The sequence below is a fragment of the Streptomyces sp. NPDC007157 genome, assembly GCF_040634235.1.
Taxonomy (GTDB): Bacteria; Actinomycetota; Actinomycetes; order Streptomycetales; family Streptomycetaceae; genus Streptomyces.
The window spans coordinates 42,797-54,930 of record NZ_JBEYFE010000033.1; the positions used below are offsets into that span (position 1 = coordinate 42,797).

At 71.9% G+C, this 12,134-nt stretch carries 11 protein-coding genes; 4 read left to right on the forward strand and 7 right to left on the reverse strand.

From position 1 onward, the window contains the following. Positions 1-16: 16 nt before the first annotated feature. The 4 genes from ABZ642_RS40000 (at position 17) to ABZ642_RS40015 (ending at position 4,470) form a co-directional block, all read left to right on the forward strand. On the forward strand, positions 17-622 hold the full coding sequence (locus ABZ642_RS40000) for an N-acetylmuramoyl-L-alanine amidase (RefSeq protein ID WP_360494448.1): 606 nt from the start codon (positions 17-19) through the stop codon (positions 620-622). Between the two features lie 52 nt (positions 623-674). Beyond that, the gene (locus ABZ642_RS40005; protein ID WP_360494451.1) at positions 675-1,967 is read left to right on the forward strand and encodes a GAF domain-containing protein; all 1,293 of its coding nucleotides are present in this window, start codon (positions 675-677) and stop codon (positions 1,965-1,967) included. Between the two features lie 94 nt (positions 1,968-2,061). Continuing rightward, positions 2,062-3,585, forward strand: a complete 1,524-nt coding sequence (locus ABZ642_RS40010; RefSeq protein WP_360494454.1) for an aldehyde dehydrogenase family protein — start codon at positions 2,062-2,064, stop codon at positions 3,583-3,585. Positions 3,586-3,762: 177 nt separating this feature from the next. Then, positions 3,763-4,470: a phosphatase PAP2 family protein gene (locus ABZ642_RS40015; protein WP_360494581.1), complete on the forward strand. Its 708-nt coding sequence runs from the start codon at positions 3,763-3,765 to the stop codon at positions 4,468-4,470. 7 nt (positions 4,471-4,477) lie between these two features. Here the strand turns inward: ABZ642_RS40015 and ABZ642_RS40020 are convergent, their stop codons facing one another. Genes ABZ642_RS40020 through ABZ642_RS40050 form a run of 7 tightly spaced genes read right to left on the reverse strand, consistent with a single transcriptional unit; the run spans position 4,478 to position 12,132 of the window. After that, complete coding sequence (locus ABZ642_RS40020) at positions 4,478-5,803, reverse strand: glutamate-1-semialdehyde 2,1-aminomutase (protein WP_360494457.1); 1,326 nt, start codon at positions 5,801-5,803, stop codon at positions 4,478-4,480. Positions 5,804-5,810: 7 nt separating this feature from the next. Continuing rightward, complete coding sequence (rfbC, locus tag ABZ642_RS40025) at positions 5,811-6,362, reverse strand: dTDP-4-dehydrorhamnose 3,5-epimerase (RefSeq protein WP_360494460.1); 552 nt, start codon at positions 6,360-6,362, stop codon at positions 5,811-5,813. After that, complete coding sequence (locus ABZ642_RS40030; protein WP_360494463.1) at positions 6,359-7,591, reverse strand: polysaccharide pyruvyl transferase family protein; 1,233 nt, start codon at positions 7,589-7,591, stop codon at positions 6,359-6,361. Before ABZ642_RS40030 ends, rfbC begins: the two co-directional genes overlap by 4 nt. Next, positions 7,588-8,535, reverse strand: coding sequence for a glycosyltransferase family 2 protein (locus ABZ642_RS40035; protein ID WP_360494466.1), 948 nt, complete (start codon positions 8,533-8,535; stop codon positions 7,588-7,590). The genes ABZ642_RS40030 and ABZ642_RS40035 overlap by 4 nt, the downstream gene beginning before the upstream one ends. Beyond that, a complete protein-coding gene (locus tag ABZ642_RS40040) occupies positions 8,532-9,830 on the reverse strand; it encodes a hypothetical protein (RefSeq protein WP_360494469.1) in 1,299 nt (432 codons plus the stop codon). The genes ABZ642_RS40035 and ABZ642_RS40040 overlap by 4 nt, the downstream gene beginning before the upstream one ends. A gap of 5 nt (positions 9,831-9,835) precedes the next feature. Then, positions 9,836-11,119 (reverse strand): DUF4910 domain-containing protein, encoded by a 1,284-nt coding sequence (locus ABZ642_RS40045; protein WP_360494472.1) that lies wholly within the window; start codon positions 11,117-11,119, stop codon positions 9,836-9,838. Further along, positions 11,107-12,132, reverse strand: a complete 1,026-nt coding sequence (locus ABZ642_RS40050) for an SDR family oxidoreductase (protein WP_360494475.1) — start codon at positions 12,130-12,132, stop codon at positions 11,107-11,109. The genes ABZ642_RS40045 and ABZ642_RS40050 overlap by 13 nt, the downstream gene beginning before the upstream one ends. Positions 12,133-12,134: the final 2 nt, after the last annotated feature.

Consider the following 12,134-nt stretch of genomic DNA (forward strand, 5'->3'; position numbering starts at 1 on the left):
GAAAGGCACCTCATCCATGGACCGGGCACGACCGCTCCCCAGCAGGCGACTGCTCCTGAAGGGCGCGGCCCTCGCCGCAGTCCCTTACGCGCTGCTCCCCGCGGGCCGCGCGGGCGCGTACACCGGAGTCGTCGACTACCCGAAGGCCGAGTGGCAGGCGGCGAGCGGTGAGAACGGTACGCCGGCCCAGCGCCCCGACGAGTACGACATCGACCGGGTGATCATCCATGTCACACAGCAGTCGTACGCCGGCACCCTGTCCATCTTCCAGAACCCGAAGAAGCGGGTGTCCGCGCACTATCTGGTGCGTTCGGCCGACGGCCATGTGGCGCAGTGTGTCCGGGAGTCGGACGTCGCCTGGCACGCGGGGAACTGGGACTACAACACACGCAGTGTCGGCATCGAGCACGAGGGCTGGGTGACCAAGCCGGAGTACTTCACCGACGCCCTGTACACGGAGTCGGCGCGGCTGACGGCGTCGATCTGCGACCGATACGGCATCCCGAAGGACCGCGCCCACATCATCGGCCATGTCGAGGTGCCGGGGACCGACCACACGGATCCGGGAAAGTACTGGGACTGGGTCCGGTACATGAGACTGGTCGGCCTGTCCTCGGAGTGAGAGCGAGTCAAGGCGGTCGAAACGGTTGTCGGAGCGAACACCCCGAGTGACGATGTCCCCAGCCGCATCGCCGTCCGGGGAGGCCGAGTTGACCGATCCGTGGGTGGCCCTGGAGCCGGGGGCCGACCCTGCCGAACGCGTCCGGGTGCTGCGCCGGGCACACGAGACGTTCACCACGGCGGGTACCGTGCCGCGCCCGGTGCGATCGGTGGTGGCCGAGTCGTGGCGGCGTTCGGCACGGGCCGGGGTGGGACCGGACGGCGCGGCACGGGTGGAGCTGACGGACGGCGACCTCGGGGCCTATCGGGCGGAGCATCCGCTGGCCAGAGTGATGCCGCTGGTCCGGGAGCTGATGGGCACGTTCGCCGCGGACGGCGAGCATCTGCTGGCGGTGTGCGACGCGGACGGCAGGCTGCTGTGGGTGGAGGGGCATCCGGCGACCCGGCGCCGGGCGGACCTGATGAACTTCGTGCCGGGCGCGCGCTGGTCGGAGACCGCGGTCGGCACCAACGCGCCGGGGACGGCGGTGGCCGTGGACCGGCCGGTGCAGGTGTTCGCCGCGGAGCACTTCATCCGCCAGGTGCAGCCGTGGACGTGTGCGGCGGCGCCGGTGCACGATCCGCGCACCGGGCGGGTGCTCGGTGCCGTCGACATCACCGGCGGCGACCGGCTGGCGCATCCGCACAGCCTGGGCTTCGTACAGGCGGTGGCGCGGGCCGCCGAGTCGCAGCTGGCGCTGCTGGATCCGCCGACGCCCGCCGCCGAGGCGCCCGCGCTGACGGCGCTCGGCCGTGACGAGGCCGAACTCCGGCTGGACGGGCACCGGATCAGGCTCGGCCGCCGGCACAGCGAGCTGCTGGTGCTGCTGTCCCGCCACCCGGAGGGGCTGACCGGCGACGAGCTGCTGTGCGCGCTGTACGAGGACGAGTCGGTGACGCCGGTGACGCTGCGGGCCGAACTGGCCCGGCTGCGGCGGCTGCTGGGGCCCGGGCTGCTCGCCTCGCGGCCGTACCGGCTGACCGGTCCGGTCGAGTCCGACGTGAGCGTCGTGGAGCGGCGGCTGGAGGCGGGGGCGGTGACGGCGGCCGTGACGGCGTACCCGGGTCCGTTGCTGCCCAGTTCGCAGGCGCCGGCGGTCGTACTGCTCAGGCAGCGGCTGGCGGACGGGCTGCGGGCCGCGCTGATCGCGCGCCGTGACCCCGATCTGCTCGCGGACTGGGCGCACGCTCCGTGGGGCGAGGACGATGTCGAGGTGTGGCGGGCCCTCGCGGCGGTGCGGCCGACGGCGGTCGTCCGCAGCCGGTTGACCGCGCTGGAGTCCGAGTTGGCGTCGCCGGCGCGCTGACCTGCGGTGCAACGTGGGCGCAACCTCCGCCTGTCTAGCCTGCGCGCGGAGCTGCCCAACGGCGGGCAGCGCATCTGCAAGGAGGCAGGCCACCATGACCCGTTACGCGGCGCCCGGCACCGAGGGCGCGATCGTCTCCTACCAGGCGCGCTACGACCACTTCATCGGCGGCGAGTACGTGCCGCCGGCCCGCGGGCAGTACTTCGAGAACCCGTCGCCGGTGAACGGACAGCCGTTCACCGAGGTCGCGCGGGGCACCGCCGAGGACGTGGAGCGGGCGCTGGACGCCGCGCACGCGGCCGCGCCGGGCTGGGGCCGTACGTCGGTGACCGAGCGCTCCGACATCCTCCTCAAGATCGCCGACCGGATGGAGGCCTACCTCGAACCGCTCGCGGTCGCCGAGAGCTGGGAGAACGGCAAGCCGGTGCGGGAGACGCTGGCCGCGGACATCCCCCTCGCCATCGACCACTTCCGCTACTTCGCGGGGGCGATCCGTGCGCAGGAGGGTTCGCTGAGCGAGATCGACGACGACACGGTGGCGTACCACTTCCATGAGCCGCTCGGGGTCGTGGCGCAGATCATCCCGTGGAACTTCCCCATCCTGATGGCCACTTGGAAGCTGGCGCCCGCGTTGGCGGCCGGCAACGCCGTCGTCATCAAGCCGGCCGAACAGACCCCCACCTCCATCCACTACTGGATGAGCCTGATCGCGGACCTGCTGCCGCCGGGCGTGGTGAACATCGTCAACGGCTTCGGCGTGGAGGCGGGCAAGCCGCTGGCCTCCAGCCCGCGGGTGGCGAAGGTGGCGTTCACCGGGGAGACCACCACCGGGCGGCTGATCATGCAGTACGCCTCGGAGAACATCAAGCCGGTCACCCTCGAGCTGGGCGGCAAGTCCCCGAACATCTTCTTCGAGGACGTCTGGGCGCACGACGACGACTTCCGTGACAAGGCCCTCGAAGGCTTCACGATGTTCGCGCTCAACCAGGGCGAGGTCTGTACCTGCCCGTCCCGGGCCGTCGTCCAGCGCGGCCACTACGCCGAGTTCATGGCGGCGGCGGTCGCCCGCACCCAGCAGATCAAGCCGGGCCACCCCCTCGACACCGACACGATGATCGGCGCGCAGGCCTCCAACGACCAGCTGGAGAAGATCCTCTCCTACCTGGACATCGGCCGGCAGGAGGGCGCGAAGATCCTCACGGGCGGCGAACGCGTGGAGTACGACGGCGAGTTGAAGGGCGGCTACTACGTCCAGCCGACGATCTTCGAGGGCGACAACCGGATGCGGATCTTCCAGGAGGAGATCTTCGGCCCGGTCGTGTCGGTGACGTCCTTCGACGACTTCGACGACGCGATCAAAATCGCCAACGACACGCTGTACGGCCTCGGCGCGGGCGTGTGGACCCGCGACGCCAACACCGCGTACCGCGCGGGCCGCGCGATCCAGGCGGGCCGGGTGTGGACGAACTGCTACCACGCGTACCCGGCGCACGCGGCGTTCGGCGGCTACAAGCAGTCCGGGATCGGCCGCGAGACCCACAAGATGATGCTGGACCACTACCAGCAGACGAAGAACATTCTCACTTCGTACAGCCCGAAGAGGCTCGGGTTCTTCTAGAGCCCCAAGTCGGTTGCCTGGAGGGAGCTTTGCCCCTCCGGGCACCGCGGAGCCGTTGCGACACTGCTCGTATGTCCCGGCGGATTGTTGGTTAGGGTGAAGAGCAGAGCCTGACGCGAGGCGGTTGTGGTCGCTGGAGGGTGAGTCGGAGACAACGGGGGGCTCGCGTTGGATCGCCTGGCAGGAGCGGCGCGCGCGGTGCTGCCCCCGTCGTCGCGCGGATGGTTCGGGCTGATCGCGGCGCTCGCCACCCTGGTGGTCGTCGCGCTCGGGGTCCTGTTCGCCGGCCACGGCGAGCCCAGCGGAGTGGACAGGTGGCTCATCCGGCCGACGGCGGACAGTGTGCCGCCGCCGTGGCGGCACGTCGCTCTGGCCTTGGACTTCTTGGGGGAGCCCGCGGGATCGGCGCTGCTGATCGTGGCCGGCGTGGCGGGCTGCCTGCTGCTGCGGCGTCCCCGCGCAGCGGTCCTCGTCGTCGCCGGCGCCGGCCTGACCGTGGGGACGACCACGCTGCTCAAGCACCTGGTGGGACGCACCATCCACGGCGCCGGCAACCTGTCCTACCCGAGCGGGCACACTGCCTTCTTCACCGCGCTCGCCCTCGTGGCGGCGCTGCTCGCGGCCGGTCGGCTCGGCCTCGGCAGGGCGGCCGGCATGTCACTCGTGGTCGCCGCGGCGCTGGTCGCCGGCGCCACCATGGGCTGGGCGGAGGTCGGCCTGGGCGCGCACTACCCGACCGACGCCCTCGGCGGCTGGTGCACCGCGCTGGCGGTGACACCGGCGACCGCGTGGCTGGTCGACCGGGCGGCCGACCGGGTGACCCACCGGACGACCGACCGGGTGACCGACCGGACGACCGACGCAGGCCGGCGCACGCGCCGCTGACGTCGCGTCACGCCAAGCGGCGGAACACGGGCTTCACCGCTCGCCCGGACACCCAGGGGGTGGGGTCGGCGGCGTCCAGTGCCTTCCGGTACACCCCGCATGCCTGGGCCACCACGTCGATGGTGCGGTCGAGGTCCGCGTCGTCGAGGGCGCTGCTCACCACGAACGACGGGGCCAGCACCCCGCCCGCGAGGAGCCGCCGCAGGAACAGGGTGCGGTACCGCTGTGACGGCTGCAGGTTCTCGTCGAGGGTGGCGAAGACCAGGTTGCTGGCCCGGCCCCGGACGACGACGTGGTCGCCGACGCCCATGGCGGCCGCGGCGTCGCGGACACCGGCGGCCAACCGCTCGCCGAGGGCGTGCAGCCGCGCGGTGACGCCCTCTTCGACGTAGACGGTCTGCACGGCCATCGCGGCTGCCAGGGAGTGCGTCTCCGCACCGTGCGTGGTGGACAGCAGGAACACCCGCTCGCCGGAATCGCGCAGTCCGCCCCGTTCCATCAGGTCACGGCGGCCGGCCAGCGCGGAGACGGCGAATCCGTTGCCCAGCGCCTTGCCGAACGTGGAGAGGTCGGGGACGACGCCGTACAGGCCCTGGGCGCCCGCCTCGGACCAGCGGAAGCCGGTGATCATCTCGTCGAAGACCAGAACGCAGCCGTGCCGGTCGGCCAGCTCGCGCAGGCCGGCGAGGTATCCGGGCGGCGGCTCGGTGTGGGTGGCGGGTTCCAGGATCAGGCAGGCGATCTCGTCCGGGTACCGGGTGAGCAGTTCCTCCGTGGCGGCGAGGTCTCCGTAGGGGAACGCCACGGTGAGCTCGTTGGTCGCCGCCGGAATGCCGGCGGACATCGGCGTGGTACCGATGAACCAGTCGTCGACGGAGAAGAACGGATGGTCGCCACAGATGGCCACCCGCGGGCGCCCGGTGACGGCGCGGGCGAGGCGTACCGCGGCGGTGGTGGCGTCGGAGCCGTTCTTCGCGAACTTCACCATCTCGGCGGTCGGCACCGTGGCCAGGAAGCGCTCCGCGGCCTGGACCTCCACGATGGACGGCCGGACGAAGTTGCTGCCGCGGTCGAGTTCCCGCCGTACCGCCTCGAGCACGCGTGGGTGGGCGTGGCCGAGGCTGACCGACCGCAGGCCGGAGCCGTACTCGATGTAGCGGTTGCCGTCGACGTCCCACACGTGGGCACCGCTGCCGTGGCTGATGACCGGGGCCAGGTTCTCGGGGTACTGGTCGTCGCCCTTGGCGTAGGTGTGCGCGCCCCCGGGGATCATGGCGTGCAGCCGCTCGTTGGCTGTCCGCGACAGGGGCAGGTCAAGCACTTGGGTGTCCACGGGGACCTCAGCTTTCTCTGTGCTTCAGGACTTGGGCGAGGCTCGGCGCCTCCCGGTCCCGTTGGGACATCAGGGCGACCGGCAGCGGCCAGGGGATGGCGAGCTCGGGGTCGTCGAAGGCGATGGTCACGTCCTGGGCCGGATCGTGCGGGCGGTCGATCCGGTACGAGGTGTCGGCGGTGTCGGTCAGTGCCTGAAAACCGTGCGCGCATCCCGCCGGAATGTAAAGAGTTGGTTGTGTTTCGCCGGACAGTTCGAAGGAGGCCCAGTTGCGGTAGGTCGGCGAGTCCGGCCGTAGGTCCACGACGACGTCGAAGATCCGCCCGTACGAACACCGCACCAACTTGGCCTCGCCGGCGCCGGAGCGCAGGTGCAGGCCGCGCAGCACGCCCCGGACCGAGCGCGACACGCTGTCCTGGACGAAGGCGTGCGGGTCGAGGCCCACCGAACGGACCACGTCGGCGTCGAAGGTGCGGCAGAAGAAGCCGCGTTCGTCGGCGTACGGCGTCGGCTCGAAGAGGTACGCGCCGGCGATCTCCGGGACTTCGGTCGCTTTCATGGAGACTCCTGCCGGGCGTGGGTGTGGTCGGTCGCGGGGAACACGGCCGCGGTCAACGAGGTGAACTGGTCCTCCAGTTGGCGGGCGGCGGCCAGGTTCCGTTCGGCGAGGGTCTGCCGCAGTTCGGGCGATCGCTTCTCCAGCGCCCGGAACTGCTCCAGCAGCCGGCCGGCGTCGACCTCGCGCGCCGGGTGGCAGTACGCGCCGAGGCCCATCCTGGCCATGAGCGCGTCGCTCTTCGCCGCATAGCTGAGAGCGAGCACCGGCGTTCCGGTCTTCAGCGCGCAGATCAGGTTGTGGTAGCGGACCGCCACCACGGTGTCGGCGGCCACCATCTCCTTCATCAGGTCGGCCAGTGAGGCCGGTTCGGCGGCGGTGACCAGCGGTGAGTCCACCGCGTCGAGGATCGCGGCGACCACCGACGCATCGCATTGGTCGCCGGTGAGGAGCCGGACCGGCCGGCCTTCCTCGACCAGCGTGCGGACGAACCGGATCGTCCCGTCGAGATAGCGCCGGTATATCTCCTCGGCCCGGGCGCGGTCGTCGTTGCCGCCGTGGAAGTCCATGACACCGACGCAGACCGGGCCGGGCGCACCCGTAGGCGCGCTCGCCGGCGGTGTCGGCAGGGCGAACGCCAGATCCGGGTAGACCTCGTCGCGCGCGGTGTCCACGCCCATCGCCCGCATCGCGTCACGGGACTGGGGGTCCCGGTACGACCGGTACGCGGCCAGGCGCCCCGACCATCGGACCAGGGCCCGGGTGGGCCGGTTGCCGATCTCGGCGGCGCCGACGCTGACCAGCGCGACCCGGGTACGCAGCAGCCGGCCGCTCGCGCAGAGCAGGAACAGGGAGTACGGGAAGCCCCACGGCCGCAGCGGCAGGGTGGCCTCCAGGACGCCCATGCCCGGCACGATCACCACGTCGTGCCGGCGCACCCAGGCGGCGGTGCGGAAGACGTCGACGAGTTTGCCTAGCCCCTTCGCCGTGATCGCGCCCGCACGTGACGCGGTCCGGTATTCCGCGCGGTTCCAGTGCAGCCGCGTGGCGGGGATCCCGAACCGGGCGGTCACGGCCTCGGGTCCGCCGCACAGCGCGTCCACGACCGCCTCCGGGTGCTCGGCGCGGAGGTACCCGAGGACGGCCTCGAGCGACCCGTCGTTGCCGAGGTTGCCGGAGCCGAGCAGGCCGAACACCCCGACGCGCACCGGGGTTTCGTCCGCGGACGTCATGCCTGCCTCCCCTCTCGGCCGGCGACGAGGGCGTCGACGGAGACCGTGAGCAGGGCCGGGTCGACCGGGGCACGGTCCTCGACCCGCTCGCCGGCGCCCGGCCGGACCCGGCTGGTCAGCCACCCGGCCAGGTGGCGGTAGCACGCACGCCGGTCGGCCGGGGACAGGGGCGCCCGTCGGATCGCCGAGGCGAAGCCCCAGACGTACTCGGCGAGCAACCGGGGCGTCGGGTGCAGCGGGCCTGCCCGGCGCGGGTCCAGGTTGACGCACCGGGAGCGCTTGGACGGGTTCGCCCGCTCGGCGCGGGTGGGGTGGTCGCGGCGGAAGTACAGCAGCTCCGGCACCTGGTGGAAGGGCCCGTGCAGGGTGATCTCGGCGACGTACGTGCGGTCCGCGTGGTGGTAGCTGTCCATCGGTCTCACCCGGCGCAGCATGTCGGCCCGCATCACCCCGTAGAAGTCGTCGCCGCCCGGCTCGAACAGGAGACTGCGGAAGCGCTCCGGTGCGTGCGGCGAGTCGGTGGCGAGCGTGTACTCGTAGGGGACCGTCACCTGGCCGTCGCCGTCGATGACCGCCTGGCCGGTGTGCGCGAGGATCACGTCCGGCCGCTCGTCCAGCGCCTCCACGCAGCACCGCAGCAGGTCGCGGCCGTACAGGTCGTCGTGCGAGGCCCACTTGAACAGCTCGCCGCGGGACTCGGCCAGCACATGGTTGTGGTTCGGCGTGGCACCGATGTTCCGGGGCAGCCGGAGGTAGCGGATGCGTGAGTCCTGCGCTGCGTACTTGCGGCAGATGTCCTGGGTCCCGTCGGTCGAGGCGTTGTCGGAGACGATCAGTTCGAAGTCCTCGTAGGTCTGGCCGAGCAGGGCGTCGAACGACTCGGCCAGGTACTCCTCGCCGTTGTACACGGGCAGGCCGATGCTCAGCCTGGGTCGGGCGGTCATGAGGTCCTCACTTCGGGGATGGGGTTGTGGTGGTGCTCGCGCAGGGCGGACCGCAGTTGCAGCCACCACACGGCCGAGCCGCTGACGGTCGCGGCGGCGACGCCCCAGGCCGAACCGGCCGTGCCGGCGACGGCCGCCCCGCCGAGCCCGCCGCCGACATAGCAGGCGGAGGCGAACAGCTGGCAGCGCAGGCTGCGCCGGGCCGCGCCGAGCGCGCGCAGCCCGGCCGCCGCGCCGGTGCCGAGGCCCGCTCCCGCGACGCTGAGGGTGATCTGCACGATGAGGTGCGAGGAGGAGTGCCAGACGTCGCCGAGCGCCAGTCCGCCGAGCCGGTCCGGCATCAGCAGCAGCGCCGAGCCCCAGAGCAGCGCTCCGGCAGCCTGTCCCCCGCCCAGGAGAAGGCAGAACCTGCCCAGTTGGTGCGGGGCCCGCCGCAGCACCCGTGCCGCCTCGGGGACGGTGACCAGCGAAAGACCCATCAGCACGGCGAGGAACGGGCCCATCAGGAGCTCGGCGCCCCGCACCGCGCCCACCGCGCTCACCCCGACGATCGCGCCGAGCCCGTACGCCCGTACCTGACTGGCGCCGCTGAGGCTGACGTTCTCGACCAGGTACCGGTAGCCGAGGTCGCGCTGTTCGCGCAGCCAGCCGCGTGCCTCGGTCATCCGGGGCCGGATGCCGGACTGGAGGTAGCCGTAGCCGGCGGCCACCGTGGCGGACGCGCCCCAGGCGAGCACGAAGGCGGCCACGCTGTCCACGTGGGCCGCCACCACCATGGCCGGGACGAGTGCGATGCCCCACACGACGTCGTTGACGAACGCCTTCCGCCCGGCGCCGGCGGCGAAGAACGAGAACCGCCAGGCGTCCTGGAGGAGCAGCCCCGGCAGCATGATGCCGAGGGCGGCGAAGGCGGGCCCCACCCGGCCGCCGAGGCCGAGCCCGGCCGCCAGGCACACCACGCCGAGGGCCGCGCCGACGCCGAGCGCGGTACCCGTCGAGCGGGCCACCGCCCCGCGCCAGGAGGCCTCCGGGACGCCGCTGAAGCGGACCACGAGCGGGTCGGTAGCCAGGCCACGGGAGACGTTGAGCACCACGCCGTAGGTCACCCAGGCCAGGCTGAAGACACCGAACGCGGTCACCCCCAGCGAGCGGGCCACGTAGATGCCCACCGCGAAGTTGCTGATGCTGGAGGCCGCCTGGTCGGCAAGTCCCCAGGACAGCCGGCCGACCAGGGCCCGCTTGGCCGACACGGCCGGTGGCGCCGTCTTCTGCGGATTCTCCCCCTCGGTGGTCATCCGTGTCATTCCTTGATCAGCCCGGCGCCGAGCAGCGCGCCCGCCGCGCCGGCGACGGTGTCGAACGGCAGCCCGGACCGCTCGGCGACGTCCAGCAGACTGTGCTCTCCGTCGGAGAGGTTGAGCACCCAGAGCATGGCCATCTGGGCCTGCTTGGTGTCGCTGCGGCCGCCGAGCGCGTCGTACAGCCCGCGTCGGCCCAGTTGCGGTTCGCCGTAGGGGCTGAGGTTGAGGTACCGCCGGTTGCGGTCGAGGACGGCGAACGCCTCGCGGCAGACGGCGAGGGTGTCCGCCATCGCCGCCGGGGAGACGAAGTCCAGGTTGTCCGCCGAGGTGTGGTACTCGGGGTAGCCGGCGTACGGGGTCCGGGTGAGCGAGCCCACGCCCAGATTGAAACCGGGCGAGCAGAACTGACGCTCGTCGTAGCCATACGGAGTGAACTCGGTTACCCGGTGCGGGCGTTCGGACGCGGTCAGCACGTGCCGCAGCACCCGGTCGATCTCCGCGTCGCCGCGCCTGCTCTGTTTGTACGTCAGTTGGCCCGGGTCCCCCGCGCAGGCCAGCACGAGGCCGTGCTTGACCCGGTCCACCCGCTCCGCGTTGCGGGCCAGCCAAGTGATCGCCCCGATGGTGCCGGGTGCGAACAGGAACCGGTAGGTGTAGTACGCCGTCTGCTCCGCAAGGGCCCGGGCCAGGAACGTCGCCACCGCGATGCCGGCCAGGTTGTCGTTGGCCAGCGACGGGTGGCAGACGTGGCAGGAGACGATCACCTCGTCGGCGACCTGCCCGGGGACCACGTACTCGGCGTAGGTGAGGTGGCCGTCCGCGAGGGTGGAGTCGATGCGTACCTCGTACTCACCGTCCGGCAGCGCGTCCAGGGTCTCCTGGGACAGGCAGAACCCCCATTCCGGCTTGTAGTAGCTGGTGCGGTACGGCACCCAACTCGGGTGGTCCGGCAGGGTGTGCAGGTGTCCGCGCAGTTCGGCGAGCGGCATGGTCGCCGACACCGGCACGCTGTAGCCGAGCACGTGCAGGCTGGACTCGGCGAAGTCGACGACCCGGTGGCCCGCGGTGTCGGCGATGTACGCGTCCCGGATGTTCCACTCCTGCGGAACCGTCCAGTCGAGCACCTGGGTCCCGGTCGGCACCTCGTACACCTGCAGCGGGATGTACTCCCCGACGATGTCCAGGGTGGCGCGCACACCGTCGCCGGTGATGCTGCGGCAGAGCGGGTACATTCGCTCCACCAGCGCGTACATCTCCTCGCTCACGTCGGTCACCGGCGCCACCTGAGGGTGTCGTCGACGGTGCCGGCGTCGGACGCCGCGCGCAGCACGGCGAGCCGGGTGAAGCGCTGCTCGAAGTCCTCCCGGGTCAGCCCGAACTTTCGGTAGGCGTCGGCGAGTTCGAGCGCGCCCTGCTTCACCGTCCACTCGCAGTCGAAGCCGGGAATCGCGGCGCGGAACCGGGAGAAGTCCACCCGGTACGACCGCGGATCGGCACCGTTCTCCCCCGTGATCACCACCTTCGCGCCGGACACCGCCTCGGCGACCTGCTCGGCGATCTCGGCGACGGTGACGTTGTTGACCTCGCTGCCGATGTTGAACGCCCGGTCGTGCACCGCCTCGCGCGGCGCGGTCAGCGCGGCCGTGAAGGCGCGTGCGATGTCGGCGGCGTGCACCAGCGGGCGCCAGGGGGTGCCGTCGGAGAGCACCAACACCTCGCCGGAAAGGAGCGCGTGGCCGACAAGATTGTTGAGCACGATGTCGGCGCGCAGCCGGGGCGAGTAGCCGAAGGCGGTGGCGTTGCGCATGAACACCGGGGTGAAGTCGCCGTCGGCCAGCGCGTGCAGGTCGTCCTCCACCCGCACCTTCGACTCCGCGTAGGGCGTCACCGGGCGCAGCGGGGCGTCCTCGGCCACCAGGTCGTCGCCGCCGGAGGCGCCGTAGACGGAGCAGGTCGACGCGTACAGGAAGCGCCGTACTCCGGCGTCGCGGGCCAGTCGGGCCAGCCGTACGGACGCGTGGTGGTTGATGTCGTAGGTGAGTTCCGGCGCCAGGGAGCCGAGCGGGTCGTTGGAGAGCGCGGCCAGGTGGATCACGGCGTCCACCCCGGCCACGTGGTCGGCCGTGACGTCGCGCAGGTCCACCCGCTCCCCCGGCGGGTCGGCGGGCTGCGGGCCAAGGACGCAGTCGGCGAACAGGCCGGCGTCGAGGCCGACGACCTCGTGTCCGGCAGCCTTGAGGACCGGGGCCATCACGGTGCCCAGATAGCCCTGGTGTCCGGTCAGTAGTACGCGCAAGG

Bases quoted from the DNA above. Each gene is read 5' to 3' on its own strand.
- ABZ642_RS40000 (WP_360494448.1), top strand. From the start codon at position 17: ATGGACCGGGCACGACCGCTCCCCAGCAGGCGACTGCTCCTGAAGGGC.
- ABZ642_RS40005 (WP_360494451.1), top strand. From the start codon at position 675: ATGTCCCCAGCCGCATCGCCGTCCGGGGAGGCCGAGTTGACCGATCCG.
- ABZ642_RS40010 (WP_360494454.1), top strand. From the start codon at position 2,062: ATGACCCGTTACGCGGCGCCCGGCACCGAGGGCGCGATCGTCTCCTAC.
- rfbC (WP_360494460.1), bottom strand. From the start codon at position 6,362: ATGAAAGCGACCGAAGTCCCGGAGATCGCCGGCGCGTACCTCTTCGAG.
- ABZ642_RS40030 (WP_360494463.1), bottom strand. From the start codon at position 7,591: ATGACGTCCGCGGACGAAACCCCGGTGCGCGTCGGGGTGTTCGGCCTG.
- ABZ642_RS40035 (WP_360494466.1), bottom strand. From the start codon at position 8,535: ATGACCGCCCGACCCAGGCTGAGCATCGGCCTGCCCGTGTACAACGGC.
- ABZ642_RS40040 (WP_360494469.1), bottom strand. From the start codon at position 9,830: ATGACCACCGAGGGGGAGAATCCGCAGAAGACGGCGCCACCGGCCGTG.